The organism is Kribbella qitaiheensis (assembly GCF_042657745.1).
GTDB lineage: Bacteria > Actinomycetota > Actinomycetes > Propionibacteriales > Kribbellaceae > Kribbella > Kribbella qitaiheensis.
Genome location: NZ_JBHSKE010000007.1, coordinates 54979 through 79595 on the forward strand (window position 1 = coordinate 54979; position 24617 = coordinate 79595).

Genomic DNA, 24617 nt, shown 5'->3' on the forward strand with positions numbered 1-24617 from the left:
TGGCTGCGCTCATTCAGAACGGGTGAGGTTGATCCGCCAACCTGCCCACGCGAGCACACCGACTGGGATGGGGAGCCAGAAGGACACGAGCCGGTAGAGCAGCGTGCCGACCGCGGCCGTGCTGGCGCTGATCCCGATGAGCACGAGCAGAGCCGTGAGTCCAGACTCGACGAAGCCCAGACCGCCTGGAGTGAGCGGCACGATCGCCAGGGCCTGGGCCACGACGTAGGCCAGCAGCACCTCCGACGGGCGGGCGTGCACGCCGAATGCGGCGAGCGCCGCAACCAGCGCGGCGTAGTCGAACATCCGGTTCGCCGCGGCAGCGAAGACAGCACGCCACCAGCGGCCTGCGATGGCACTGGCGATGCGGTCGCGCTGCGCGACCAACGAGGCACCGACCGAGTCTGCGGTGATGGTCCGCTTGACGAGGTGTCCGAGGTGTCCGCTGAAACGCCCTGCGGCGACGACGAAGCCGGTCCAGGTGAGTGCGGTCACCCCAACACCCACGATGATCACGGCGATGATCAGCGAGACCAGGAGGCCGAGTTGGAGCTGCCGAGCAGGCGGCGGACCGATGATGAGAGCCGGCACGGTGATGATGGGAAGCAGCATGAGGACCGCGGTCGTCAACAGCCCGACCGCGGCGAGGGTCGAGGCCACCACCGGTGCGGGTTGGCCGGCCTGGATCAGCACACGCGCCTGGACGACACCGCCGGCGGCCGGGCCTCCCGGTACAACTTTGCTGGCCGCGTTGCCGGCCAGTTGCGCCGAGGCCACAGCGCCCCAGCGAGGCAGGGGCACGCCGACTGCCTGATCAGCGGGGGCAAGCGCCAGGCGGGTCAGCCACCACAGCGACGCCAGGCTGCACGCTTCCAGCGCCACCAGGACCAGGAACCACCACGGCTGGACATCTCGCAGCCTCGGCCAAGAGCCGAAAATGGAGAGCAGGCTCGGCGCGACGACGTACAGGCCGATCCCGGTCATCGCCAGACCGACCGCGCGTCCACCCCACCGTCGTACGAGCGTCCTGTCCCACCGCTGCATGGCTCTCCGCCCGTCGGTCCGCCCACCCGATACGGAGGTAGGCCCGGCCATATCCGTGCCATCGAGCATAAGTGTCGCGCGGTCGTCGGTATCGATGACGGCGCCGAAGTCTGGCCGGAACGCCCCCGCTGCGGTTCGCTGCCGCTTGAAGCACCAACCATCCGTAAATCCGGGCTTAGGCTGTGGTCTACCGCTGATCACGACGCCGTTCGACGCCAGGAGGAGTGATGGCCAACGATCGCAACGATCCGACTGGCTTCGAGACGGACATCAAGCCCTTGTTCCGCGAAATCGACCGCCAATCGATGCTGAGGCACTTCGACCTCTGGTCATACGACGACGTCAGCCGGCATGCCGAGGCCATCCTCGCCCGCCTCCGAGAAGGCACCATGCCCTGCGACGGCTCCTGGCCACAGGCGCAGACCGACCTCTTCCAACGCTGGGCCGAAAACGGGAAGCCGCAATGACCGCTGAACCGGCGCGGGTACCAGCACGTCTTCCTGTCACATCTCGCTGAGCTGTTCTGTCGAATAGGTGTAACTCAGCAGATCGAATACCTCGGCGGAAAGGACGCCCCTCATGAAGACCATCGTTCTCGTCCACGGCTTCTGGGTGACGCCGCGCAGCTGGGAACACTGGATCGACCGCTACCAGCGGGCCGGCTACCACGTCATCGCGCCCGCCTACCCGGGGTTCGAGGTGGAGGTCGAGGCACTCAACGCCGACCCGACGCCGATCGAGGAGGTGACGGCCCCGGCGATCATCTCGCACCTGGAGTCGGTGGTCCGCACCCTCGACGAGGCGCCGATCATCATGGGCCACTCCGCGGGCGGTGCGTTCACGCAGGTCCTGCTGGATCGCGGATTCGGCGTCGCGGGCGTGGCGCTCAACTCCGCGCCGACCGAGGGCGTGCTCGTCACCCCGCTGTCCCAGATCAAGTCGACGTTCCCGGTGCTGAAGAACCCGGCGAACCGGCACAAGGCCGTCGGCCTGACGCCCGAGCAGTGGAAGTACACATTCGCCAACACATTCACCGAGGAAGAGTCCCTCGAGCTCTACCAGCGGTACCACGTCCCGGCATCCGGGCGGATCCTCTGGAACAGCGTGCTGGCGAACTTCGAGCCCGGCCCGCAGGACGTCCACGTCGACTACCACAACGACCACCGGGCGCCGCTGCTGTTCGTCTCCGGCAGCGAGGACCACCTCATGCCGCCGAGCGTGCAGCGGTCCAACGCCAAGCACTACAAGTCGTCGAACACCATCACCGAGGTCAAGGAATACGAAGGCATGGCGCACCTGCTGCCCGCGCAGAAGGGGTGGGTGGGAGGAGGTCGCCGACGATGTCCTGGCCTGGGCCGTGGAGCACGCCGGCTGGCCCGCCGCGACCGGCGCCTGAAGGAGGTAATCCTTCGGCTGGGCTCGATGCGGTCGAGCTTGGCGTCCTTGTCCCGGACTCCGGGTGGAATGCGCAGTCGTCTGACCCCGTCGAAGTCTCGAGGTCTACAACACCGCCGTCCGTGGCTACATCAGCGGCGACGGTTGAGGAGCAGTGGAGATCACCGTCCTTTCGGGCAACTCTGGATCCTTGCCTTCAGCAACTTCAATGACGTTCGCGCCCGGTGTTGGCCTCGCGATGAAGTCTCGTTAGGGTCGTTCGTTCATGGCAACTGGCTGGGAGCGGATATGTCTACCGGTATCGATGCGCTGTTCACCTGGTCGTTGGGCGACGATGCCGCCCTCGTCCTGCGGACAGCCGCCATCACGGAGGCCCATTTCGCGTTGGTGGAGGCCAACTACCAACGCCTCGCACAATGGTTCCCGGACGCGTTCCAGGAACCGCCGGTGCTGGAGGTGACTCGTGCGAACCTGCAAGAGGCCGGTCAGGCGTGGCAGGAAGGAGAGTTGCTGCCACTGTCCATCGCGGTGAAGTCGGAGGACCGCTGGCGCCTGGTCGGTTGGGCCCAGTTGGAGATCGACCCCCGGGCCCGGTCGGCCGAGGTGGGTTATTGGCTCGACGCCGGCTTCGTTGGACGTGGACTGGTCACCCGGACCCTCACGGCCTTGCTTGATCACGCGTTCGGGACGCTCGGGCTGCTGCGCGTCGGGTTGCGGACCACTATCGACAACACCCGTAGTCGGAGCGTGGCAGAGCGGCTGGGGTTCACGCAGGAGGGCATCCTGCTGCGAAGCAGCCGCCTTTCCCGGCGAACGACGTGACCTCGTCATCTACGGCCTCCTGGCCCGCGAGTGGCACCAGGCAACAACCTGACCCCGGTACGGCGACCCGTGCCCGGGCGACCGCGACCTCTCTACAGGCTGCGGGCGGTGATGTCGCCGAGGCCGGTGGTCGCCTGGATGGTCAGGCCGGCCGTGGCGCCTTCGGTGTTGTTCAGCGTGTTGTGGATCCGGCCGCTGCCGGCGCCGGCGTCCAGGGAGGCGGAAACGCCGTGGGCCGCGCCGACCGTCACATCGCCCATCTGGGTGCGCAGCACGACCGTGCCGGAGGCGGCCTCGGTGATGTGAATGTCACCCTTCTGGGTGCTGATCTCTGCGGAACCGGTAAGGCGGCCGACCGTGACGTCACCGGCGTAGGCGGTCACGCGGATGCCGGCGGCCTCGTCGATCTTGACCGCACCATGCGCGCCCTCAAAGGCGATGTCGCCGAGCCGTCCGACGCCCCGGAACTCTGCGGCGGTCGCCTTCGCCTCGATGCTTGAGCCAGCGGGCAGTTGGACAGTCACCTCGATCGATCCGGACTGCCCGAAAATCTGGTTCTTCTCCGCCGGGCCCGTGATCCGCAGGACTCCGTCGCCGAATTCGACCTTGGTCTGCTCGGCGGCCTTCACGTCGCGGCCCTTGGAGGCGTTGGCGGGCCGGACCTCGACGGTGGTGTCGGCCCGGTCGGCGGCGATGACCTGGATGCGCCCGGCGGCGATGTCCAGGACGGCGGAGACGGCGGCGGGGGTTTCGAACTTCTGCATCATGCTCTCCTCATGCGAGTGGTTTCTGATATCGAAAACGCTACGTTGCGTTCGAGAATCCCGCAAGTACATCTTTGCGTAAGACAGGCATTTATGCAGGTCAGAGCTCAGTTTTCGTTGCAACGAGTGTAGATCTAACGCAATGGTCCAGACTCTCGCCGTTGCATTGGATAGTGAGCGAACGCTACGCTGGCGGCACCAGAAGAGCACGAAGGGAGATCGCGGTGTCCGGAGGCAGACTCACCCAGCAGGAACGTCAGCAGATCGCGCTGGGACTGGCCGACGGCCTCGCCTACGCGGAGATCGCCCGACGTCTCGACCGCCCCACCTCGACGATCACACGTGAGGTGATGCGCAACGGTGGCCCCACCGCCTACCGCGCCGACTTGGCCCACCGCGCCACCGAACGCCGCACCCACCGGCGCAAGCGCACTCCGCCCCGAGAGCAGGGCGCACTTGCGCAGGGCTTCGGGCGCGACGACGAGGCCGTGCGTGAGTACGAGGAGGCGTTCACCACCCTCCTGATGCAACAGGGCCTGCCCAAGATGACGGCTCGGGTGCTGACCTGCCTCTTCGTCGCCGACGCGGGCAGCGTCACCGCATCCGAACTCGTCCAGCACCTCCAGGTCAGTCCGGCGTCCGTCTCCAAGGCCATCGCGTTCCTCGAAGATCAGGGCCTCATCCGCCGGGAACGCGACGAACGCCGGCGCGAGCGCTACTTCGTCGACGACGACGTCTGGTACCAGTCGACGATCGCCAGCGCCCGCGGTACCGCCCAGGTCGCCGAGATCGCACGGCAGGGTGTCAGCGTCCTCGGCCGCGACAGCCCGGCCGCCGCCCGCCTGGAGAACATCGCCCGGTTCAGCGAGTTCATGAGCGAGAGCATGCTCCGCGCCGCGGAGCAGGTCCGCGAAGTCCTCCACACGAAACCCGAAGCGAGCTCAGGCGGCACTGCCAACCCGAGTTCAGACCGCGGATAGAGCCCGAGTCGCCGCCCACAACGACATCGGCGGTGCCGAATCGCGTCGGTTACGCCTCGGGTTCCTTGCGGGGACGGAATCTCGAGCGGAACTTCGAGTCGTACTCCAGTCGCACGTATCCCGAGGAGTGCACTCCCACCGCGAAGAACCCCACGGCCACGAACACAATCCCCGCAACCATGGAGATGTGCCAGAAGGCCGCCGTGATGCCGACAAACGCCGAGCCTTGTGCGACCGCCTTGGCCACCCCGACGAGCGGTGATTTGCTCGCCCGGTGCCGAAACTCCTCCTGCCGATTCAACACCAGGAGCGCGGCGAGCAACGGGATCGAGACCGCGAACGCGATGACGCACACCAGCGCAGACGGGTCGAGCGAGGTCTCGGTCAGGAACGGCTGCACCACCACCAGGCCGGCGGCCGCCAGTCCGCCGTAGATCAGGTTGGACTGACGGATCCATTCCACCTGGGCCGCCGGGTCGGAGGCGGCGTCCTCAACTTCCTGCCGGATGCGTTCGGCGTCGGTTTCCGTGAGATGCGCCTGCTCTGCCAGGAAGCTCTCGTCCTCGTTCATGCGCTCATCCTCCCGAAGCCCCGTCTGTCACTGCGATCCGGCCTCCAGCGAGTTCTTCCGGCGGCGCATTCTCGAGGTCGCGGCGCCCGCTGGCCTGGCTGCTAGCCGCCGCGCTCGACAGCTCGAGTAATCCGACTTGACTCTGTAGTCGGGTCCGGGGTTGAGGATGGGGGTATGCGAACCAGTGAGCTGGCCGGCCAGGCCGGTGTGAACACCGAGACGCTGCGGTACTACGAGCGGCGCGGCCTGCTCACGGAGCCGCCCCGAACGCCGGGCGGCTACCGCGACTACCCGGCCGCGACGCTGGAGCGGCTGCGATTCATCAAACGCGCCCAGGAACTCGGCTTCACCCTCGACGAGGTCGAGGAACTGCTGCACCTGGACACCGGTGGACCGGACAGCTGCGACGCCGCCCGTGCACTGGCCGAGCACCGCCGCGCCGACCTCGAACGGCGGATCCGCGACCTGCAGCGCATGCACGACTCGCTCACCGACCTGGTCGCGACCTGCGAGCTGCCCCGCGCCGACCGCAGCTGCGCGCTGCTGGAGGCGATCGACCACCGCCCGAAGGCGACCCGATGAAACTCGAAGTCCTGCACGTCCCGGACTGCCCGAACCTGCCACCGATGCTGGAACGGCTCACCGAAGTCACCGACCTGCCGGTCACCACCCGCGTCATCGACAACGACACCGACGCCGAACGCCTCGGTATGGCGGGCTCCCCGACCCTGCTGATCGACGGAGTGGACCCGTTCACCACGGGAGGAGACTGCGAGTGCGGGGTGTCGTGCCGTCTCTACCGCGACGAGACTGGCCGCATCGTTCCCGCGCCGTCAGTCGAGCAACTGCGCGACGCACTCACCGCGGCCAGCCGCCCGGCGACACCCGGTGAAGTACTGAGCGCCTGGCGGACCCGCGCCCTGCCGCTGGATCCGGTCGAGAAGGCCGTGCACCAGGCGATCCTGCGGTCCTTCGCCACCACAGGTCATCCACCCGCGGCCGTCGACCTCGATCCAGCCGCGGCCAGGGGTGAGCGGAGTACGGGTGAGGTGCTGAAGGCTTTGCACGAGGTCGACGCGATCCGGCTGGCCCCGGACGGGCGGATCGCGGTCGCCTACCCGTTCTCCACCACACCGACCCGGCACCGGCTACGGATCGGCGATCAGGTCGACGCCTACGCGATGTGCGCGATCGACGCGCTCGGCATCGCCGCCATGCTCGACCGCGACACCCGGATCGAATCCGTCGATGTGACCACCGGCCAACCGATCACAGTCACCACAACAAGCGGGCACGCCGATTGGGAGCCCCCAGCGGCGGTGGTGTTCATCGGTGCTGACCCCGGCGGTGGGCCCTCGGCTGACTGCTGCTGCGACTACCTCAACTTCTTCACCGACCAGGCCACCGCCGAAACCTGGACCAGAAGCCACCCAGGAATTCCCGGCCAGATCCTCACCCAGACCCAGGCCGAGGACCTCGGAACCCGCCTGTTCCAGCCCCTACTCGCAGACTGACCAGGATCGGCCGGCTAAGGCAGGTACCGATCGATCCGCTGCAGCACCCTCCCCACAACTGGCAGGCGATGCCAACCGCGACTGATCACCCACTCCCGCGCTCGACGCACCCCGGCCCGCAGCCTCGCGCCTGGCGAGGTCCGGAACTCGTCCTCACGCTCGGCAGCCCTCCGCTGCAGATAGCGGGCACACCCCAGACAAACGCCGACCTCAGGGTGCGTCCCCAGCCGCACCAGGTCACGCTCATCGAACTCGCCACCGCAACACCAACACACCGGCGCTGTCGGCTGAAACGTCTCCTCAGCAGCGGTCATACCGCTATCATCCGCCCACCCGGGCGCGCCGCGACAGATCGGCCGAGGCCGCTGCAACGCAGCGCGCCAACCGCCAGCGAACTCCACCAGACCAGTGGTCAGCCCAGATGATCGCCACTCAAGAGGCCGAGTGCGAGGCCCGTGACAATGAGGACGGCGCCGATGACAACTCGATAGCGCAGAGCTGAAACCAGACCTGTGACAGTGAGGATCAGGGCGATGATCCAGAGCGTCACTCCTATGCGCACCGGCGCAATGTAGCCGTTGCTTGCCCGCGGCGGTGCCATTCTCACGAGTCTCTAACGCCGACGGGGCTGGTCCCTTCACAGGTCTGCGGGTGGGGAGGACGATCTGTCTGTGGAAGCCCATGTGGTGAAGGAGGCCTGGCTCGATCGCGCGCTCACGAGCGCGGGGATCGATCGAGCGACGTGGCGGCCCGCCCGTGGCTTCGCCGCGAACCGGCGGACGGTCGAGGCTGTCTATGACTACTACGGCAAACTGTTCCGCGAGCACTCGCACCTCGAGTGGGCTGGGATGGCGAGCCTGATCGGGCCGTCGTTCTACGCCGGATTCAAGGATCTCGGTTTTCTACCGGACACCGCCCGCAAGCTGGCCATGGCTGTGTTCGGGCGGCCGCTGAGACACTTCACCGACCACAGCGTCGCCGATCTGGATTTCTATGCGACGACATTCCTCCGGATGCAGAGAAAGATCTTCGAGGACCAGGCGACGATGCACGAGGCGTACGTCGCCGGCGGTCTACCCAAGATCCAGGAGCTCTACCAGCTGCGCATCATCGATGTCGCCACCCTCGAGGCCTGGCGGGACATCGACCGCGGCCGGACGACGAACGATGCGACGCTGATCGATCGCGGCAACCGCACCCTGCTGTTCCGCGAGCAGTTCGACATCATCGACCGTTTCTACCTCCAGATGCTGCGGCACGATCGGCCGGAGGGGATGCTGTTCACGTATCTGCTGACCCTCGTCGGTGCACCATCGATACCCGGTGTCCACTCCTTCCCTGAGCGGTTCCCGTTCGCGCTGGTCGCGCGCCTGCCGCGGGCCGTGATCAGCGTGCGGACACCGTTGGCCAACGGGAACATCGCCGTGTTCGCGAACCGCTGGAAGCTGATCGAGGACGACACGCTGCCGAGGTACCTCACGTTCATCCGGGAGCACGCGGAGGAGGCACGCAAGCTGGCCGGCACCCCGGTGTCCGAGCGCGCGATCGGCCGGCGGCTCCTCGACCGCGCCGGTCGCCTCATCGCGGGTGCTGTCACCCGGTGGGACGTGGACGTCAGCGCGGGAGGAGCTGGAGGCGTCTCGGCGATCCCACCGACGAAGCCGCTGACGGAGGCCTTGACCGAGGATCGGACGATCGATCTGACGAGCCCACCTAGCCGTGACTCGGCCGGGTTCGACACGGACTCGGACAGCCGGGTCTGGATGAATCCCAACCGCCGGCCATTTGGTATCAGCGTGCTACTGCCAGGCGGGCGGGTGTACCGCACGCAGGCGGCGGAGGCGGTGATGCTGAGTTCGACAGCTGTGAGCGATCCGGACCGGCTGATGGTGCAGCCACCGGCGGCCGGCCTCGACGCCGATGCCACCCAGCGGCTCATCGCCGAGTATGCGGCCGAGTGGGGCTTCCCCGCCGCCGCTGCGACGGACTGGCGTGCTGGGGTGGACCGCCGCGTCGGGAGCGACCGCAGCTACAGCACCCATGTGTTCACGCCCGACGATGTCGGCTTCGTCCACCTCGAATTCCAGGTCTCCCACCACGTGACCGAGGGCACGTTCGTGGTGTCGACCTTGTTCTCCTGGCCCGGCACAGTCAGCGCCACCGTTTAGGCGACACAGGCACGACGGGATGTCGTGAAGGCCGACTCCATCCCGGCGTGACTCGCCGGGCGCATCGCCGGTCTAGTTGGCTCGTTGGTCAGGTGATGCCGGGCTACAGCTCATCTTGACTCAAGCGGCTTCCGGTGCTGGCTGCTTAACACCGGAAACCTCGGGTGTCGACCCAACTCATTGGCCAGCCGGCGCCCTTGAGGGCCACGGTTCCCTACTTTCCGGAGAACATTCGTCACGGTCAGTACGCAGATCGCAGGTGTCGGACGCACGTTGCGCGACGATGCTGAGCTTGGTGCGCCATCCGTCGCCGGATGCGGCGAGCCGCTCGTGGGCACTCGGCGGGTATGAACGACGAACGCTTGGTCGTTACAGCGCGCAGGCTGGTCGAATCGCTGACTCCTGGTGATCTCGACCATACGCTCGGTCGGATCACCGCAGCGGCCGTCGAAGTGTTGCCCGACGTGGAGTACGCCAGCATCACGGTGCTGCACGGCGACGGCAAGCTGGAGACATTCGCACCGACCGCCGATCTCCTCTGGGATCTCGACGCCGCGCAGTACGAGTTCCGCGAAGGACCCTGCTACGACGCGGCTGTGCACGCTCGGCCCGCTGTTCGCCCATCAGGCGGCAATCGCGATTGAGTATGCCCGCGAAGTGCACAACCTTCAGGAGGCGCTGAAGACCCGCCGGACGATCGGCCAGGCCATCGGCATCGTGATGGAGCGCTACCAGCTCAGTGATGCAAGATCCTTCGCGTTCCTCACCCGGCTGTCCCAGCACCGCAACGTCAGGCTCAACAAGATCGCCCAAGAACTCGTCAACACAGTCGGAACACGACCTCAAGACGATTCGCGCTGACCTGCCAACGATGTGAGCCGTCCAGCCGACTCATCGCCGATCGACAGCGACCACGTCAGGCGGCTATCGCTACCGCCGGTTTGTGTCGCCGGTCGCCGGGTACCGGCGGATTGGCTGGGGGCCTGGTATGTGGTCGTGAGATGCATGATCAGAATCAGGGAGGCAGGGACATGGCCGGAACAGGCGCAGCGGGCAGGCTCGTGAAGGCCTGGGGCACAGGGGTAAAGGACTTACCCCGGAATACGAGTTGGCTGCTGTCGAAGGCTTTGACGCCGTTGGAAGCGACGAAGGACGCAGCTGGCAGCGCGACCCAGGCGGCGGGAGGTGGTCTGGTTGACATGGCTCGCCACGCAGGAGCATCTGTCATGGATGTGCTGCCAGTGGGCGACTCGATCGAGCTGAGGCTCCAACGAGCCAGAGCCGCGTCCGACGAGGCCCAACAGGCGGAGGAAGCGGCAGTACACGAGGCCGAGGAGGCGAAGGCGCGCAGCGACGAGGCGCGTCAGGTCGCCGAGCGGTGCCGGGAGTACGTGCGTGAGGTCGAGCGGGAGCAGGCTCAGGAGGTCAGCGAGAAGGTCGCCGAAGCCCGCCGTGAGGCCGATGCGCGGGTAGAGCGGGCTCGCGCCTCGGCGCAGACCGACGCCGACCGCGTGGTGCAACAGGCCAAGGCCGAGGCGGACGACCGGGTCACGAAGGCACGCGAGGAGGCTGAGGCGGCGCAGTCGAAGGCCAAGCAGACGATGGCCGAGGCGACGGCGAGCCTCGCGGAGGCCAGGCGGCTGGCCGACGAGGCCACCGAGGCGACGAAAGCAGCCGCCGAGGAGGCACATCGACAGGCCGCGCAGCTCGCCGCGAACGCCGATCGCGAGGCCCGCAGCGCCGACGAACGGGTGGCCGAGGCCGAAAAGGTCCGATCTCGTGCCAGTGCCAGTGCCAGGGCCAGTGTGAGCGTCAAGCGCAAGCGCAACGGACGGACTCAGAGCGCCGTCGACTTCAGCGAGATGACCAGGACGGACCTGCTGAACCTAGCCACGGCCGAGGACGTCAAGGGCAGGTCGGCGATGAACAAGACCGAACTGGTGACCGCCCTCAAACGCTCGACCCGATCCAAGCGGCGATAGCCGGGAGTGGAGACGATCATGGGACTGTTGCACAGGAGAAGCCGGTGGGAGAAGTTGGTCGAGCCGGTTGCGACCGGCGCTACGAACGCGATGCGCCGTGGTGCTGTCCGTAACGGCGTTGCCGCCGCCGCGGCGGCGATCGGCATGAGCGCCGCGAGCGCGGTGGTCTCCTCGCGACGGCAGAAGGACAAGAAATGAAGCTGCGCAGTCTCGCGGTGTTCGGCGTGGGGTACGTGCTGGGAGCCAAGGCGGGACGTGAACGCTATGTACAGATTGTCGAATCGGTCCAGAGGGCGTCGCAGCGGCTCGACGAGGCGCGCCGAGAACGCGCTAAGCCTGGTAAACGCGGTAAGCCTGCTTCCCGACGGGAGAGCAACGGGCTCGACAGCTATCTGGACGAGACCAGCCGGAACTAGCACCCTGGCCGGCGGCGCCGTAGTACACACCTCGCTGGTCGCCAGGCTGTTCGGAGTGCGACTCCTGACTGTGGAGGGAACGGTTCTGCTGTCACCGGTATCGTTCGGCGACCCACCAGCGGACGTTGCGCGCACGCCAACCCGGACCACTGCCCACGTCGACGCCAAAGCCGTGCCCAACGGAATCGGGGCACGGCTCGGTCCGTCGGCGCGGTTGATCGACGAAAGCATCGACGCTCTGCGAGCGCTGGACCACTGAACGAGCGGACTGGAGACGGCGACGAAACCACGCCGTACAGGGGCCTCTGGCAACATTTTGCCGGGCATGAAGACCGCCGGCGCGGTGAGCGGTCGACCAGCACGACGCGAGCCGCCCGGATTCCGATGACGTGCGGCACTTGTCGGTTGGTCGACCAGAGATTTGGTGCCTGAACCTCAGTCCACTCGACCTGATGCTCGGTGCCGGCGTCATCGCGGCAGATCGCGTTGTCGCTGATCAGCTCGCTCAGGTGGGTCTGGCTCTCAGTTCCGGCTGAAATCAGGCACTCGGTACTGCACTCGCAGATGCGGCGAACTGCACGCTATTCCCCCGCATCTGCGGAGGTGAATTCGTGTCGCGAACCAACGGGGCGGCGCGGCTCTACGATGACGGCACTGTGACTCCTACTCAGCTTCGTGCCTTCTCGGCGGTCGTCCGGCTCGGGTCGGTGAAGGCGGCTGCCGCAGAGCTCCACGTCACCGAGGCGGCGGTCTCACTGCACGTAGGTCAGCTGCGCAAGGAACTCGGCGACAAGCTCTTCACCCGCACCGCCTCCGGCCTCGCGTTCACACCAGGTGGCCTTCGTCTGGCCAGCCGCGCCGCAGAGCTATTGGGGCTGCAGGACCGCACCATCTTGGAGGTCAGCCAGGCGGGCCGCGGTCGGAGGATGATGCGGCTGGCTGCTTCCACCCTCTTCGCGGAGCATGCGGCGCCCGGCTTGATCGAGCTGTTCGCAGGCCGTGCCAACGATCTTGATGTCGAGCTCAGCGTGCACCACCCACGCGAGTTCGCCGCTCTGCTGTCGGATCGCGTGGTCGATGTTGCGCTCGGCCCAGTGCCCAGCGGGCTGCCTGACTCGATCCGGCGGGTCGCTTTCCTGAACTACCGGATCGTGGCGGTTGCCGGGCTCAACCATCCCGTTTCGGCAGTTCCAGCACGGCCGGCTCAGCTCCGCGAACAGACTTGGTTGCTCGGCCCGTCCGCGGTCACCGACGGTGTGGTGACAGCGATGCTCCGACGGCTCCAGATCCCGGAAAGCCGGCAACAGATCTTCCAGAGTCATGCCGCGGCGATCGACGAGGCCAAACGCGATGGCGGAATTGCCGTGACGCTCTCTTCCGCGGCGGCCAGTGATGTGGCCGGGGGCAGATTGACGATTCTCACGGGGCGCGGTCTGACCGCAGGCGGCGTGTGGAACGCGATGACGCTGCCGAGCCATGCTCTCGTCCCCGCTGCCGCGGAGCTGACCCGTTTCATCACTACCCCCCGAGCTACGCAGGCAATGCTCCGTGGCTCGGGCGTGAATGTCGGCCACTTCCGCCCGTCGATCCACGTCACCTTGTGGAGCTGACCACGTCGTCCAATGCACGCAGGGTGTGCCCCGGCAACAGTTCATCGCAGTACGGCCGGGCTGCGGCCATGCCACCGGCCAGCGGCTGGTAGCCGGGAGCCGCCGCGCGGGGGTTCATCCAGATCACCCGATAGGCGCGCCGGTACAACCTCGCCATCACTCGACGGAGTTGTTCCGGATCATCGGAATCCCACCCGTCCGAAGCGATGATGACGACGGCTCCCCGCACTGCCGTTCCATGCCGCGACCGCAGCAATGTCCGCAGGTTTGCGGCAATCCGGGTCCCGCCGAATCGGTCCGCGACCAGAGTCGTCGCCTGCTGCATGGCGATCGACACGTCGTGGTGGGCCAGCACCGCCGTGAGCCTGGTCAGCGTGGTGGCGAACGCGAACACCTCGGCGTCGGCCGACACCGTCGCGGCACGCATCAGATGCAGATAGGTCCGGGTGAAAGCCTGCATGGACTGGCTGACGTCACAGACCATCACCAGCCGCCGCGGCTTGTCCAGCTGCCCCTTGCGGACCAGCTCGGACGGCTCCCACCCGGTACGCCGTGCCCGGGCCAGAGTGGCTCGTAGGTCGATCCTGCGCCCCGACGTACGACGTACCAGGCGGCGGCTGCGCCGGGTCGGCCAGTGGTTTCGTGCTTCCTCCAGCCAGGCGCCGACCGCCGCAAGCTCGGCAGCGTCGAGTTCGTCGAAGGGAGTGTCGAGCAGACCGGTCAAGCGGCTCGGGAGGCGCTCAGGGATACCGAGTGCCAGGTCGGTCTCCGCGGCCGACCCGGTCACCGCAGGCAAGGTAACCCATGGCAATCCAGCTCCATCTTGCTCAGCGGAACCAGTCGCCGGGACCTTCACGTTGATATCGCTCGCACCGCCGGCAGTACTGCGCGGCTGCCTTCGGGCCTGTGGATCCACCGCGAGAATCGCGTCGGCGAACACGGCGGCGAAGACAGCGTCGTACGCCGAGAGGTCGCGCTCGTCGCGCACCAAGGTGATCCGGCTCAGCCAGTAGAGCCGTCCCCGGTCGATCGGCGGCAGTAGCGCCAGAGAACGGCTGAAGGTCTCGGTGGCGGTCAGATCGACCGCGATGCCTGCGCCACGAAGCCGCTGGGAAAAGGCCACGGCGAAAGCCGCGCGGTCTATCGCGCGGAGCAGGGCAGCTTCAGCGGGCGACGAGATAGACGATCACCGCCACCACAACGACGACGCCGAGCAGCACGGGCACCAGACGTTTCGCCACCGAGCCCCCGGCGACCTGCATCAGATCAAGCGCGGCAGGCTCTTCTGTATTCCTCACGCCACCACTCGCAGCACCCTGCGCCGCGGTTGTCGGCGATGGCGACGTCTCAGCCGGTGGCGTCACAACAGGAGGTGCTTGCCCAGTGGCGGCGGCGGTTGGTTCTTGGCCGGTCCGGCCAGGATCATCTGCTGCGAGCTTGGCTTCCAGGCAGTCGACGAATTGGCCGAGGAGTTTCTCCGACACCTGCTTGATCATGCCGCTACCGAACTGTGCGACCTTGCCGGAGATCTTCAGGTCGGTGTCGATGCTGACCACCGTCTTGTCGCCGTCAGCGCGCAACCCGGCGGTGATCAGCGCGGACGCGTTCCCGGCGCCGCGAGAGTCCTTGCCGCGGGCATCGATCACCGCGCGGTACGCCTGGTCGTCCTTCTCGGCGAACCGGGCGGTGCCGGAGAAGTCGCTGATCACCGGACCGAGCTTGACTCGCACCTTGCCCTGATAGGTCTCGCCGTCGAACCCGGTCAGCTGCGCCCCGGGCATACACGGGGCGATGCCCTCCAGATCGGTCAGTACTTGCCAGGCCTGCTCAACCGGCACGCTGACGGTGAACTCGTCGGTGATCTTCATCGGACCCCTTCGATCGGTTCGAACAGTTCGGCGATCGCGTCCCGGTCGTCGGGCGTCTTGGCGATCGCGCCCAACGTGCGCAGGCCGTCCGCGCGGCCGAGCGACGAAGCGCCCAGCACCGTGAGCGCTGAAACCCAGTCGATGGTCTCGGCCAGTCCTGGCGCCTTGTCGAGGTCCAGTCGGCGGGCCCGGCCGACGAACTCGGTCGCACTCGCGATCAGCGCCTGGTTCGCCGTCGGTACCCGGCGGCGGACAATCCTGACTGCCCTTGCGGGCTCCGGGAACTCGATCCAGTGGTAGAGGCAGCGCCGTCGCAGCGCATCATGCAGCTCGCGGCTCCGGTTCGACGTCAGTACGACGTACGGCCGGCGCGCCGCGGTGAATGTGCCGAGCTCGGGAATCGTCACCGACGCCTCCCCGAGGAACTCGAGTAACAACGCCTCGAACTCGTCGTCAGCGCGGTCGATCTCGTCCACCAGCAGGACGGGCGGGACCGGACCCGATGCGCGGACGGCGCGCAGGATCGGCCGTTCGGACAGGAACTGCTCGGTGAACAGATCCGCGTCCGCGAGCTTCTCGTGACGAGACTCGGCCAGCCGGATTGCCAGCAACTGGCGCTGGTAGTTCCACTCGTAGAGGGCCTCCCCCGCTGTCAGGCCCTCGTAGCACTGCAGCCGGATCAGTGGTGCCTCGACAGCTGCTGCCAGCGCGATCGCCGATGCGGTCTTGCCGACGCCAGGTTCGCCCTCGAGCAGCAACGGCTGTCCAAGCGTCGATGCCAGAAACAGGGCGGTCGCGGTCCCCTCGTCGACCAGATGATCGACCGCGTCGAGGCGGCTGATCACCTCCTCGGGGTCGGCGAACGGCCCACCAGCGAGTTCAGTCATGTCTGCGCCCCCTGCGCCAGCAGAGCCCGGTAGTCGTCCCAATCGTCGACGTCTAGCGGAATGTTGCCCGAGGCCCGTACTTCGGTGACCGGATAGCGGCCGGACTCGATCAGCTTCCACACTCCCTTGTCCCCATGGAGCCCGGCCAGGTCACCGAACACCTCCCGCCCGAACCAGAACGGATGCCCGCGCCCATCGTCGTACCGGCTGACGGCAATAGCGGTTCCAGCGGCCCGCCCCACCAGTGATAGGACGGTGGCATCGGTGACTCCCGGCTGATCGCCGAGCATCAACACGATCCCGTCCGATCGCGGATCCACTACCGCCAGAGCCGTCACGATGGACGACGAGCAACCTGTACCGAACGCGGTGTTCTCCACAACCTCGGCGCCGCTCAGGTCCACCTGGTCACGAACCTGGCCGGCGGCTCCGCCCAGCGTGACGATCAACTGGTCGAAGTCGCATTCCCGAGCGGTTCGGAGGACCGAATCCAGCAGAGTGCTGCCGCCGTACGGCAGCAGTTGCTTGGGTTCGCCCAAGCGTCGCGAGCCACCCGCGGCGAGAACCAGGCCTGTGACGAACACCGCGTCTCAACCCGCGACCTGTACTGCGTAAGCGTCCCGGCACCCGGTTCCACAGAACCAGTAGTCGACACCATCGACCACCAGGTGGGGAGTCTGTGGGGTAACCACCACGGTCATGCCGCAGACCGGATCGATCACCTGGACAGGCGCGACAACAGCTACCTCGGCCGTCGGGTGCAGGTTGTCCACCCGGATCGCTCGGACCAGTTCGGCCAGGACAGACAGGGCGATCTCCCCGGCCGTCTCGGCGCCCACCTCGAGGCCGACCGGAGTACGGACCCTAGACCGCTCCTCATCGGAGAGGCCGAGTTCGGCCAGTACAGCCTGCCCTCTCTTGCCGCTGGCAACCAAGCCTACATAGCCGACCCCGGCGTCCAGCGCTGCTCGCATCGGACCGAGTTCGTCGCGCCCGAGGCCGGCAATGACGACAGCCGTGGTTCCTGGGGCCGGGGGCTTGCCGTCCAACCGGTCGATCGCGAACCCCGCCGCCGCCCCGACCGTAGCGATCGCTTCGGCGATCGGTGTGTCCCCCACGACTCCCACCAGTGCTGCCGGGATCTCGGGACGTAGGAAGATCTCCACCGAACCTCCGCTCAGACAGGGATTGGTGACGACTCTGGCCCCGGGGACATCCGGGAATCCGGTTACATCGTCCGGCAGGATCCGGAGCAGCACCGCCTGTCGGTCGGTCAGAGCCGTGAGAGCGGCTGACCGGACCGAGCTCTCCGTGCAGACGCCGCCGACGAAGCCCTCGATCGAGCCGTCCGCGAGCACTACCGCGTCGTCACCCGGCCGGGCCGAGGTCGGGCTCTCGGCCCGGACGACCACCGCATGAACGAAAGGCACCCGGGCTCCGGTCAGCTCGGCCACCCTGCTCGCCATTCGCTGAGTCATCGCTGGCTCACACCGGTGGGGTCGGGTGGCCTTGCATGGCGTCCCAGACGCGGGACGGGGTCAGCGGCATGTCGGCGTGCCGGATGCCGTACGGCTTCAGCGCATCCACAACCGCGTTCACCACGGCCGGCGGCGACCCCACCGTCGCCGACTCTCCGATGCCCTTGGCACCGATCGGGTGGTGTGGTGAAGGGGTCACAGTGAACCCCGTTTCCCAGTCCGGCACCTCCAGGGCTGTCGGGATCAGGTAGTCCATCAGCGATCCGCCCAGACAGTTGCCTTCCTCGTCGAACGCGATCATCTCCATCAACGCCATCCCGACCCCGTCGGTGAGGCCGCCGTGGACCTGCCCCTCGATGATCATCGGGTTGATCCGGGTCCCGCAGTCATCCACTGCGATGAACCGGCGGACCTTCACCTCGGCCGTCCCGGGATCGACGTCGACCACGCAGATGTAGGCGCCATAGGGATAGGTGAGGTTCTCCGGGTTGTAGCAGATCTGAGCCTCGAGCCCACCTTCGATTCCGTCCGGCAGGTCTCCAGCGCCGTGTGCTCGCATCGCGATGTCCTGGATCGTCACCGCGCTCGTCGGGTCACCTTTGACGTGGAAGGAGCCCTTGACCCACTCCAGGTCGGCCACCGAGACCTCGAGCATGCCGGAGGCAATGATTCTCGCCTTGTCCCTCACTTTGCGCGCGACCAGCGCCGCGGCCGCTCCTGACACCGGCGTCGATCGGCTGCCGTAGGTTCCCAGCCCGAAGGGTGTGTTGTCGGTGTCGCCGTGGACGACCTCGATATCGGCCGGCGGGATGCCGATCTCCTCGGCGACGATCTGCGCGAACGTCGTCTCATGGCCCTGTCCCTGCGTCTTCACCGACAGCCGGACTACCGCCTTGCCTGTCGGGTGGACCCGCAACTCGCAGCCGTCGGCCATGCCGAGCCCGAGGATGTCCATGTCCTTGCGTGGCCCCGCGCCGACCGCCTCGGTGAAGAAGGCGACGCCGATTCCCATCAACTCGCCCCGCGCACGCTTCTCGGCCTGCTCACGCCGCAACTCGTCGTACCCGGCCATCTGCATCGACAACCGCATCGTCGTCGCGTAGTCGCCTGAGTCGTAGACCCAGCCGGTCTTGCTCTTGTACGGGAACTGCTCGGGTCTGATGAAGTTCTTCAGCCGGAGCTCGGCCGGGTCCATCTTCAGCTCATAGGCCAGGCAGTCGACTACTCGCTCAACCAGGTAGACCGCCTCGGTGATCCGGAAGGAGCAGGCATAAGCGACACCGCCGGGTGCCTTGTTGGTATAGACCGCGGTCATCTTGCAGTACGCCGCTTCCAGGTCGTAGCTACCGGTGAAGACCCCGAAGAAGCCCGCCGGGTACTTCACCGGGGCCGCGGTGCCGTTGAACGCCCCGTGGTCGGCGAGCACATTGGTGCGGATGGCAAGGATCTTCCCGTCCTTCGTCGCGGCGATCTCACCCTGCATGATGTAGTCGCGGGCGAAGCCGGTGCTGACCAGGTTCTCCGACCGGTCCTCCATCCACTTGACCGGCTTGCCGAGAACCAGCGACGCGACGATCGCGCACACGTAGCCGGGGTAGATCGGCACCTTGTTGCCGAAGCCGCCGCCGAGGTCCGGCGCGATCACCCGGATCTTGTGCTCCGGAAGTCCCGAGACGAGCGCGTAGACCGTCCGGTGGGCGTGCGGAGCCTGGCTGGTGGTCCACAGTGTCAGCTTGCCGTCGACTCGTTCGTAGTCCGCGACACATCCACAGGTCTCCATCGGCGCGGGATGCACGCGGGGGTAGACGATGTCTTGTTTCACCACCACATCGGCCTTGGCGAACACCGCCTCGGTGGCCGCCTCGTCACCGGTCTCCCAGTCGAAGCAATGGTTGTCGGTCTTGCCCTCCAGGTCGTCACGGATCACCGCGGCGTCCGGAGACAACGCCGTACGGGCGTCGACGACCGGGTCGAGGATGTCGTACTCGACGTCGATCAGCTCGAGCGCGTCGCGGGCGGCGTACCGGTCCTCGGCAACGACGAAGGCGACCTCCTGGCCCTGGAAGCGGACCTTGTCTGTGGCCAGTACCGCCTGGACGTCGTTGGACAGGGTCGGCATCCACGCCAGGCCCTTCTCTGCAAGGTCGGCGCCAGTGATCACTGCCTTCACCTTCGGGTGAGCCTGGGCGGCACTGACGTCGACACTGACGATCCGGGCGTGCGCCACCGGCGACCGCAGGATCGCCAGATGCAGCATGCCGGGCAGTTGGATGTCGTCGCAGTACTTGCCCAGCCCGCGGATGAAGCGCGGATCCTCCTTGCGCAGCATCCGTCCGTGGCCGATCGGCTTCTGATCGTTGTCGTCGAACTTGTCCACCGGACGGGCATCCAGCGTGGTCATGTGATGCTCCCTGCACGTTCGGGCACGGCCTCGGTCGCCGGGTCGGGAAGCTCCAGCTCGGCCGGCTCTGCCTCAGGCTGGCTCTGGTCGGCACCGTTCGGGTGGGTAGCGGCCCAGCGAACGGATCGGACGATCGTGGCGTAGCCGGTACAGCGGCAGATCTGCCCCGAGATCGCCTCGCGGATCTCCTGCTCGCCTGGATCGGGATTGCGGTCCAGCAGTGCGCGGGCCGTCATCATCATGCCCGGGGTACAGAATCCGCACTGTAGCCCGTGGCATTGCATGAACCCCTCCTGGACCGGGTCGAGCCCGTCCTCGGTTTCAAGGCCCTCGATGGTGCGGACCTCGTGCCCGCCGGCCATCGCAGCGAGCACGGTGCACGACTTCACCGGCTCGTCGTCCATCCAGACCACACAGGTCCCACAGTTGCTGGTGTCGCAGCCCCAGTGTGTCCCGGTCAGCCGGAGCTGGTCGCGGAGGAAGTGCACCAGCAGCGTCCGGCCCTCGATCTCGGCGGCCACTTCCTCGCCGTTCACGGTCATCGTGACCTGCATGATCAGCTCTCCTCCAGAGATCGGGGACCACTGTTGATCCGGTCGACCGCGGTCCGCAGCGCCCGCCGGGTCAGCTCATCGGCCAGATGCCGCTTGTACTCCGCGCTGCCGCGCATGTCCGTCACCGGGTCGCAGCTCGCGGCGGCGATCTCTCCTGCGCGGCGGTAGAGCTCCTCCGACGGAGGACTGCCTCGAAGCGCCTCCGAGATCGCGGGGATGCCGGTCGTGTTCGGCCCGACCGCGGCCAGCCCGACGCGGGCATCGCTGATGACGCCGTCCTCGAGCCACACCGCCGCACCTGCCGATACCACTGCCCAGTCACCGGCGCGGCGCTCGACCTTGTGATAGGCGCTGGATCCACCCGGGCGAATCGGCAGACGGATCTCGATCAAGATCTCGTCCTCCCCCACGGCGGTCTCGTACGGCCCCCGGTAGAACTCGTCCATGGTCACGACCCGTTCCCCCGCCGGGCCGCGAATCACGCAGCTCGCGTCGAGCGTCGTACAGACCGCTGAGAGGTCTTCGGACGGGTCTGCCTGGCACAGAGAGCCACCGATGGTGCCGCGGTTGCGGACCACCGGGTCGGCGATCACCTTCTCCGCGTCGCGAAAGATCGGGAAGGCCTCCGCCAGCTCCGCCGACTCGAGCAACTCGCGGTGCCGGGTCAGCGCCCCGACCCTGACCTGACCGGGCTCCACCCTGACGTACCCGAGCTCGCCGTGGAGGTCGTTGATGTCGATCAGGTACTCGAAGTTGGCCAGCCGGAGCTTCATCATCGGCAGCAGGCTGTGGCCGCCGGCGACCAGCCGAGCCGTACTCCCCAACCGTTCCAGCAATCCGATGGCCTGATCGACACTCGTCGCACGTTCGTACTCAAAGGGTGCTGGAACCTGCATATGGGGCTCCTTCAGGAGGATGTGTGCTGATCGCACCGCTTGCAACATCGATGTGTCAACGGCCACCTAAGACAACGCTTAGGTGCGCAGGCGGAGCGGACGCCAACTGATCGCGGAAGACCCCGGCGAGTGGCCCGATGCGGCTACGGTCGACCGCGGGAGGAGGCTCGCATGCGAGACCTGCTGGACGACATCGACCGTTGGCGCGCGGCGGGCTGCGCAGTCGTCATCGCCCGGGTTGTCGACGTGGATGGCTCGGGTCCGCGCGGGCCCGGCGCGGCAATGGCGATCAATGACCGGCTGGAGGTGACCGGCTCGGTCTCCGGCGGCTGCATCGAGGGTGCACTGGTCACAGCGGCCGAGGAGATCTTCCAGACCGGAGAGCGATCGGTCCACACCTTCGGTTACTCCGACAGCGAGGCGTTCTCGGTCGGACTGACCTGCGGTGGCACTATTCGCGTCTTCGTCGAGCCACTCGACTGGTGACAACCTTGTACGACGAACTGGCGGTGGCGCTGAGAGCCGAGCAACCGATCGCGCTGGCCACTGTCGTCGAAGGACCCGGAGCGGGCAAAAAGCTACTCGTACCCGTTCGCGGCGAATGCGTCGGGAGCTTGGGTGATCCCCTTCTCGACCACGCTGTCAGTCGCGACGCTCGCGGCGCCCTGGCGGCCGGAGCCAGCGCGATCCGTCACTATGGAGCCCGAGGCGAGCCAGAGCACGACGAAGTCACCGTCTTCATCGAGTCCTTCGCCGCTCCGCCCCGAATGATCATCTTCGGCGCTGTCGACTTCGCCGCCGCGCTCACGAACGCCGCCAAGCTACTGAAGTACTCCGTCACGGTCTGCGATGCCCGGCCGATCTTCGCCACCCGGAACCGTTTCCCAGCGGCCGACGAGGTCATCGTCGACTGGCCCCAACGCCTGCTGGCCCGGATCGGCCCGGACCTCACCAGCCGGGACTCGATCTGTGTCCTCACCCATGATGCCAAATTCGATGTCCCGGCAATCGTCGCCGCCCTGGACACCGAGGTCGGCTACCTCGGGGTGATGGGCAGCCGCAGCACGCACCGCGACCGGCTCGAACGACTCCGCGCGGAAGGTGTCACCGACGATGCCTTGACCCGCCTGCACGCCCCGATCGGCCTGGACCTCGGCGCCCGTACCCCGGAGGAGACGGCTGTCTCCATCTGCGCCGAGATCATCGCCACCCGGGCCGGCCTCGACCAGATCCGACCCCTGAGCCTCGTCGAAACCCCCATCCACCACTAACAAGCCTGCTGACTCGACGAGCCACCATGTCCGACGCCGCGCGGGACTCATCTCCGCGGCCGGCATGGGGACTGGAATCCTCAGGTCGCCACCAGGGCCTGACCAGGAAGTCCGCCGCGCAGAGAAGCCAGACCATCGTCTCGTCGCTGTTTGAGGAGAGGGCAGGCCAGAGGCCCTGTCGCTCGGTCGAGCAACAGGGCCTCTGAGGCGGTGGCAACGTTGGGGGGTCGAAGTAGGAACAGCGCGGGGTCTACTTGACTTCTGATTTCATGACCATCCGTAGTCCGAGGATGGCGGGCAGGACGAGCCATGTTGACGCTGTGACCGCGACGTTGGCCCACTGCTCAGCGGTAAGGGTGCCCTCGAACAAGGCGGCCTGGGCGTAGTTGAGATCCACCCATGGCTGCAGGTCCCGGAACCAGTCCTGGCTGGAGGCCAGGATGCCGGCGACGGTGGGCAGCAGGAGCGAGTAGACGAAGTACGCCACCAGTGCCGCCGCCGAGCTGCGGATCAACATGCCCAGCATGGTGCCGGTCAGCAGGCAGAGCAGGCTGCCCAGCACGATGTTGACGCCCTCGGCGAGCGACACGTCCCACACCGTGTCCGTCCCGGTGATCGCGGTTCCCACCAGGTTGCCGATCGCTCCGATCGCGAAGGCGAACAGCATCGAGGCGATGGCCACGGCGACCGACGAGACTGCCTTGGCTGCGATGACCCGGTTTCGGTGCGGGACCAGCGTGAACGTCGTCAGACCGCTGCGTTGGCTCCACTCGCCGGTGATCGACAAGATGGCGATGATGGGCAGCACGACCGTCATCGGGAATCCGATCGCCTTGGCGAAGGTGTAATAGGTGAGGTCCGCGTCGGGGGCGAAGGCGATCGTCCCGATCGTGGTCAGAAGGGCGGTGATGACGATGCTCGCCATCAGCCAGAAGCCGGAACGGGTGTCGAACATCTTGCGCAGCTCGACGTTGACGACTCGCGAGAGGGGCACCGGGTAGACGTCGGCACGCTGCTCACGGACGGGGGCGACGACGGTGGCGGTCATGCGACTTTCCTTTCTCGTTGAGTGCGGGCCTTTTCTCGTTGGGTGTCGGCGGTGAGCTGAAGGAACATCTCCTCCAGTCCGCCGTCGGCGGTGCGCAGCTCGATGAGCGCCACACCCGCCTCCTGCGCCACGCGTCCGACCCGCGGCGGGTCCGCGTCGATGCGCAGAGCCCCGTCATCCGAGACGGTGGTGTGGAGACCGGACGTGTCGAGTGCCTGCTTCAGGGCGTACAGGTCTGCGGCACGAGCGATGGTGCCCGCAGCCTGCAGGAGCTGCGTCTTGGAGCCCTGGCAGACGATCCTGCCCTTGCCGATCATCACGATGTCATCGGCGATGACCTCTATCTCGTGCAGCAGGTGCGAGGACAGCAGGACGGTTCCTCCCTGGTCCGCGTAGTCGCGGAGCAGGTCCCTCATCCAGCGGATGCCGGCCGGGTCGAGCCCGTTGGCCGGTTCATCGAGGATGAGCACGGCCGGGTCGCCGATCAGGGCGGTGGCGATGCCGAGTCGCTGGCGCATCCCGAGCGAGTAGTTGCCGACCCGTCGGTTCGCCTCGGTTTCGGTGAGGCTGACCAGCTCGAGCATCTCGGCGACCCGACGGCCGGGGAGCCCCATCATCCGCTGGGCGATGGTGAGGATCTCGCGGCCGGTGCGGCCCGCATGCTGGGCGGAAGCGTCGAGCATCACGCCGACCTCACGGCCTGGGTTGGGAAGGTCTGCAAACCTGCGACCGGAGATGGTGGCATTTCCCGAGGTGGGTGCGGTGAGGCCGACCATCATGCGCATCGAGGTGGACTTGCCGGCCCCGTTCGGACCCAGGAAACCGGTCACCCGGCCCGCAGGCGCAACGAAACTGATGTCGTCGACGACCGTGCTGGCGCCGTACTTCTTGGACAGTGAGTCGATGGTGATCATGGCCGAGCGTCCCCTCGAGTCCATGCCCGCTCTT

28 protein-coding genes are annotated in these 24617 nt (G+C 67.0%); 14 read left to right on the top strand and 14 right to left on the bottom strand.

What is annotated here, in order from left to right; genetic code table 11:
* Positions 1–9: 9 nt before the first annotated feature.
* Entirely contained in the window at positions 10–1044 is a 1035-nt protein-coding gene (locus ACFPJ1_RS07985) for a lysylphosphatidylglycerol synthase transmembrane domain-containing protein (protein WP_380102465.1), read from the bottom strand.
* 227 nt (positions 1045–1271) lie between these two features.
* Here ACFPJ1_RS07985 and ACFPJ1_RS07990 point away from each other — a divergent pair, with 227 nt between their 5' ends.
* Positions 1272–1511: a hypothetical protein gene (locus ACFPJ1_RS07990; protein ID WP_380102467.1), complete on the top strand. Its 240-nt coding sequence runs from the start codon at positions 1272–1274 to the stop codon at positions 1509–1511.
* Positions 1512–1623: 112 nt separating this feature from the next.
* Positions 1624–3261, top strand: coding sequence for an alpha/beta fold hydrolase (locus tag ACFPJ1_RS07995; RefSeq protein ID WP_380102469.1), 1638 nt, complete (start codon positions 1624–1626; stop codon positions 3259–3261).
* Between the two features lie 92 nt (positions 3262–3353).
* On the opposite strand, the gene ACFPJ1_RS08000 is transcribed toward ACFPJ1_RS07995, so the two are convergent.
* Positions 3354–4025 carry a DUF4097 family beta strand repeat-containing protein gene (locus ACFPJ1_RS08000; RefSeq protein ID WP_380102471.1) on the bottom strand — a complete coding sequence of 224 codons (672 nt, stop codon included), beginning with the start codon at positions 4023–4025 and terminating at the stop codon, positions 3354–3356.
* Between the two features lie 224 nt (positions 4026–4249).
* Here ACFPJ1_RS08000 and ACFPJ1_RS08005 point away from each other — a divergent pair, with 224 nt between their 5' ends.
* Complete coding sequence (locus ACFPJ1_RS08005; protein WP_380102473.1) at positions 4250–5005, top strand: GbsR/MarR family transcriptional regulator; 756 nt, start codon at positions 4250–4252, stop codon at positions 5003–5005.
* A 49-nt stretch (positions 5006–5054) separates the two neighbouring features.
* Here the strand turns inward: ACFPJ1_RS08005 and ACFPJ1_RS08010 are convergent, their stop codons facing one another.
* Positions 5055–5576, bottom strand: coding sequence for a hypothetical protein (locus ACFPJ1_RS08010; protein ID WP_380102475.1), 522 nt, complete (start codon positions 5574–5576; stop codon positions 5055–5057).
* Between the two features lie 174 nt (positions 5577–5750).
* Here ACFPJ1_RS08010 and ACFPJ1_RS08015 point away from each other — a divergent pair, with 174 nt between their 5' ends.
* Together ACFPJ1_RS08015 and ACFPJ1_RS08020 are read left to right on the top strand one after the other, a co-directional pair.
* Positions 5751–6158, top strand: coding sequence for a MerR family transcriptional regulator (locus ACFPJ1_RS08015; protein WP_380102477.1), 408 nt, complete (start codon positions 5751–5753; stop codon positions 6156–6158).
* Positions 6155–7090: an alkylmercury lyase family protein gene (locus tag ACFPJ1_RS08020; RefSeq protein WP_380102478.1), complete on the top strand. Its 936-nt coding sequence runs from the start codon at positions 6155–6157 to the stop codon at positions 7088–7090. The genes ACFPJ1_RS08015 and ACFPJ1_RS08020 overlap by 4 nt, the downstream gene beginning before the upstream one ends.
* A 412-nt stretch (positions 7091–7502) precedes the next feature.
* Here the strand turns inward: ACFPJ1_RS08020 and ACFPJ1_RS08025 are convergent, their stop codons facing one another.
* Positions 7503–7691, bottom strand: a complete 189-nt coding sequence (locus ACFPJ1_RS08025) for a hypothetical protein (protein ID WP_380102480.1) — start codon at positions 7689–7691, stop codon at positions 7503–7505.
* Between the two features lie 70 nt (positions 7692–7761).
* On the opposite strand from ACFPJ1_RS08025, the gene ACFPJ1_RS08030 reads away from it, so the two are divergent.
* The 7 genes from ACFPJ1_RS08030 to ACFPJ1_RS08060 all read left to right on the top strand — a co-directional run bounded on the left by ACFPJ1_RS08030 (position 7762) and on the right by ACFPJ1_RS08060 (position 13266).
* The gene (locus tag ACFPJ1_RS08030; RefSeq protein ID WP_380102482.1) at positions 7762–9258 is read left to right on the top strand and encodes a hypothetical protein; all 1497 of its coding nucleotides are present in this window, start codon (positions 7762–7764) and stop codon (positions 9256–9258) included.
* A 347-nt stretch (positions 9259–9605) separates the two neighbouring features.
* The gene (locus ACFPJ1_RS08035; protein ID WP_380102484.1) at positions 9606–9902 is read left to right on the top strand and encodes a hypothetical protein; all 297 of its coding nucleotides are present in this window, start codon (positions 9606–9608) and stop codon (positions 9900–9902) included.
* Between the two features lie 13 nt (positions 9903–9915).
* The gene (locus tag ACFPJ1_RS08040) at positions 9916–10119 is read left to right on the top strand and encodes an ANTAR domain-containing protein (protein WP_380102486.1); all 204 of its coding nucleotides are present in this window, start codon (positions 9916–9918) and stop codon (positions 10117–10119) included.
* 365 nt (positions 10120–10484) lie between these two features.
* Positions 10485–11240 carry a hypothetical protein gene (locus ACFPJ1_RS08045; protein ID WP_380102488.1) on the top strand — a complete coding sequence of 252 codons (756 nt, stop codon included), beginning with the start codon at positions 10485–10487 and terminating at the stop codon, positions 11238–11240.
* An 18-nt stretch (positions 11241–11258) separates the two neighbouring features.
* Complete coding sequence (locus tag ACFPJ1_RS08050; protein ID WP_380102490.1) at positions 11259–11438, top strand: hypothetical protein; 180 nt, start codon at positions 11259–11261, stop codon at positions 11436–11438.
* Positions 11435–11656, top strand: coding sequence for a hypothetical protein (locus ACFPJ1_RS08055; protein ID WP_380102492.1), 222 nt, complete (start codon positions 11435–11437; stop codon positions 11654–11656). Before ACFPJ1_RS08050 ends, ACFPJ1_RS08055 begins: the two co-directional genes overlap by 4 nt.
* A 611-nt stretch (positions 11657–12267) precedes the next feature.
* Positions 12268–13266, top strand: a complete 999-nt coding sequence (locus tag ACFPJ1_RS08060) for a LysR family transcriptional regulator (protein WP_380102494.1) — start codon at positions 12268–12270, stop codon at positions 13264–13266.
* Here ACFPJ1_RS08060 and ACFPJ1_RS08065 read toward each other — a convergent pair.
* From ACFPJ1_RS08065 to ACFPJ1_RS08100, 8 genes are read right to left on the bottom strand one after another with little or no spacing between them, the layout of a single operon-like run.
* Entirely contained in the window at positions 13250–14389 is a 1140-nt protein-coding gene (locus tag ACFPJ1_RS08065; RefSeq protein ID WP_380102497.1) for a vWA domain-containing protein, read from the bottom strand. The two genes, ACFPJ1_RS08060 and ACFPJ1_RS08065, sit on opposite strands and share 17 nt — an antisense overlap.
* Positions 14390–14429: 40 nt before the next feature.
* The gene (locus tag ACFPJ1_RS08070) at positions 14430–15134 is read right to left on the bottom strand and encodes an SRPBCC family protein (protein ID WP_380102499.1); all 705 of its coding nucleotides are present in this window, start codon (positions 15132–15134) and stop codon (positions 14430–14432) included.
* Positions 15131–16021, bottom strand: coding sequence for an AAA family ATPase (locus ACFPJ1_RS08075; protein WP_380102501.1), 891 nt, complete (start codon positions 16019–16021; stop codon positions 15131–15133). The genes ACFPJ1_RS08070 and ACFPJ1_RS08075 overlap by 4 nt, the downstream gene beginning before the upstream one ends.
* Positions 16018–16605, bottom strand: coding sequence for a nucleotidyltransferase family protein (locus ACFPJ1_RS08080; protein ID WP_380102504.1), 588 nt, complete (start codon positions 16603–16605; stop codon positions 16018–16020). The genes ACFPJ1_RS08075 and ACFPJ1_RS08080 overlap by 4 nt, the downstream gene beginning before the upstream one ends.
* A gap of 6 nt (positions 16606–16611) precedes the next feature.
* Positions 16612–17499: an XdhC family protein gene (locus ACFPJ1_RS08085; protein ID WP_380102506.1), complete on the bottom strand. Its 888-nt coding sequence runs from the start codon at positions 17497–17499 to the stop codon at positions 16612–16614.
* Positions 17500–17506: 7 nt separating this feature from the next.
* A complete protein-coding gene (locus tag ACFPJ1_RS08090) occupies positions 17507–19900 on the bottom strand; it encodes an aerobic carbon-monoxide dehydrogenase large subunit (protein WP_380102508.1) in 2394 nt (797 codons plus the stop codon).
* Positions 19897–20454 carry a (2Fe-2S)-binding protein gene (locus ACFPJ1_RS08095; RefSeq protein ID WP_380102510.1) on the bottom strand — a complete coding sequence of 186 codons (558 nt, stop codon included), beginning with the start codon at positions 20452–20454 and terminating at the stop codon, positions 19897–19899. The genes ACFPJ1_RS08090 and ACFPJ1_RS08095 overlap by 4 nt, the downstream gene beginning before the upstream one ends.
* A gap of 2 nt (positions 20455–20456) precedes the next feature.
* Positions 20457–21350 (bottom strand): FAD binding domain-containing protein, encoded by an 894-nt coding sequence (locus tag ACFPJ1_RS08100; RefSeq protein WP_380102512.1) that lies wholly within the window; start codon positions 21348–21350, stop codon positions 20457–20459.
* Positions 21351–21521: 171 nt separating this feature from the next.
* Here ACFPJ1_RS08100 and ACFPJ1_RS08105 point away from each other — a divergent pair, with 171 nt between their 5' ends.
* Positions 21522–21836: an XdhC family protein gene (locus ACFPJ1_RS08105; RefSeq protein WP_380102514.1), complete on the top strand. Its 315-nt coding sequence runs from the start codon at positions 21522–21524 to the stop codon at positions 21834–21836.
* On the top strand, positions 21833–22621 hold the full coding sequence (locus ACFPJ1_RS08110) for an XdhC family protein (RefSeq protein ID WP_380102516.1): 789 nt from the start codon (positions 21833–21835) through the stop codon (positions 22619–22621). Before ACFPJ1_RS08105 ends, ACFPJ1_RS08110 begins: the two co-directional genes overlap by 4 nt.
* A gap of 250 nt (positions 22622–22871) precedes the next feature.
* Here ACFPJ1_RS08110 and ACFPJ1_RS08115 read toward each other — a convergent pair whose 3' ends face one another.
* Both ACFPJ1_RS08115 and ACFPJ1_RS08120 read right to left on the bottom strand, forming a co-directional pair.
* Positions 22872–23669: an ABC transporter permease gene (locus ACFPJ1_RS08115; RefSeq protein WP_380102518.1), complete on the bottom strand. Its 798-nt coding sequence runs from the start codon at positions 23667–23669 to the stop codon at positions 22872–22874.
* Complete coding sequence (locus ACFPJ1_RS08120; RefSeq protein ID WP_380102520.1) at positions 23666–24583, bottom strand: ABC transporter ATP-binding protein; 918 nt, start codon at positions 24581–24583, stop codon at positions 23666–23668. The genes ACFPJ1_RS08115 and ACFPJ1_RS08120 overlap by 4 nt, the downstream gene beginning before the upstream one ends.
* Between the last annotated feature and the right edge of the window lie 34 nt (positions 24584–24617).

What these genes read in the sequence shown, in the direction of transcription:
- ACFPJ1_RS07985 (WP_380102465.1), bottom strand. Translation starts at nt 1,044, where the DNA reads ATGCAGCGGTGGGACAGGACGCTCGTACGACGGTGGGGTGGACGCGCG.
- ACFPJ1_RS07990 (WP_380102467.1), top strand. Translation starts at nt 1,272, where the DNA reads ATGGCCAACGATCGCAACGATCCGACTGGCTTCGAGACGGACATCAAG.
- ACFPJ1_RS07995 (WP_380102469.1), top strand. Translation starts at nt 1,624, where the DNA reads ATGAAGACCATCGTTCTCGTCCACGGCTTCTGGGTGACGCCGCGCAGC.
- ACFPJ1_RS08000 (WP_380102471.1), bottom strand. Translation starts at nt 4,025, where the DNA reads ATGCAGAAGTTCGAAACCCCCGCCGCCGTCTCCGCCGTCCTGGACATC.
- ACFPJ1_RS08010 (WP_380102475.1), bottom strand. Translation starts at nt 5,576, where the DNA reads ATGAACGAGGACGAGAGCTTCCTGGCAGAGCAGGCGCATCTCACGGAA.
- ACFPJ1_RS08015 (WP_380102477.1), top strand. Translation starts at nt 5,751, where the DNA reads ATGCGAACCAGTGAGCTGGCCGGCCAGGCCGGTGTGAACACCGAGACG.
- ACFPJ1_RS08020 (WP_380102478.1), top strand. Translation starts at nt 6,155, where the DNA reads ATGAAACTCGAAGTCCTGCACGTCCCGGACTGCCCGAACCTGCCACCG.
- ACFPJ1_RS08025 (WP_380102480.1), bottom strand. Translation starts at nt 7,691, where the DNA reads ATGGCACCGCCGCGGGCAAGCAACGGCTACATTGCGCCGGTGCGCATA.
- ACFPJ1_RS08035 (WP_380102484.1), top strand. Translation starts at nt 9,606, where the DNA reads ATGAACGACGAACGCTTGGTCGTTACAGCGCGCAGGCTGGTCGAATCG.
- ACFPJ1_RS08045 (WP_380102488.1), top strand. Translation starts at nt 10,485, where the DNA reads ATGGATGTGCTGCCAGTGGGCGACTCGATCGAGCTGAGGCTCCAACGA.
- ACFPJ1_RS08050 (WP_380102490.1), top strand. Translation starts at nt 11,259, where the DNA reads ATGGGACTGTTGCACAGGAGAAGCCGGTGGGAGAAGTTGGTCGAGCCG.
- ACFPJ1_RS08055 (WP_380102492.1), top strand. Translation starts at nt 11,435, where the DNA reads ATGAAGCTGCGCAGTCTCGCGGTGTTCGGCGTGGGGTACGTGCTGGGA.
- ACFPJ1_RS08070 (WP_380102499.1), bottom strand. Translation starts at nt 15,134, where the DNA reads ATGAAGATCACCGACGAGTTCACCGTCAGCGTGCCGGTTGAGCAGGCC.
- ACFPJ1_RS08075 (WP_380102501.1), bottom strand. Translation starts at nt 16,021, where the DNA reads ATGACTGAACTCGCTGGTGGGCCGTTCGCCGACCCCGAGGAGGTGATC.
- ACFPJ1_RS08085 (WP_380102506.1), bottom strand. Translation starts at nt 17,499, where the DNA reads ATGACTCAGCGAATGGCGAGCAGGGTGGCCGAGCTGACCGGAGCCCGG.
- ACFPJ1_RS08090 (WP_380102508.1), bottom strand. Translation starts at nt 19,900, where the DNA reads ATGACCACGCTGGATGCCCGTCCGGTGGACAAGTTCGACGACAACGAT.
- ACFPJ1_RS08095 (WP_380102510.1), bottom strand. Translation starts at nt 20,454, where the DNA reads ATGCAGGTCACGATGACCGTGAACGGCGAGGAAGTGGCCGCCGAGATC.
- ACFPJ1_RS08100 (WP_380102512.1), bottom strand. Translation starts at nt 21,350, where the DNA reads ATGCAGGTTCCAGCACCCTTTGAGTACGAACGTGCGACGAGTGTCGAT.
- ACFPJ1_RS08105 (WP_380102514.1), top strand. Translation starts at nt 21,522, where the DNA reads ATGCGAGACCTGCTGGACGACATCGACCGTTGGCGCGCGGCGGGCTGC.
- ACFPJ1_RS08115 (WP_380102518.1), bottom strand. Translation starts at nt 23,669, where the DNA reads ATGACCGCCACCGTCGTCGCCCCCGTCCGTGAGCAGCGTGCCGACGTC.
- ACFPJ1_RS08120 (WP_380102520.1), bottom strand. Translation starts at nt 24,583, where the DNA reads ATGATCACCATCGACTCACTGTCCAAGAAGTACGGCGCCAGCACGGTC.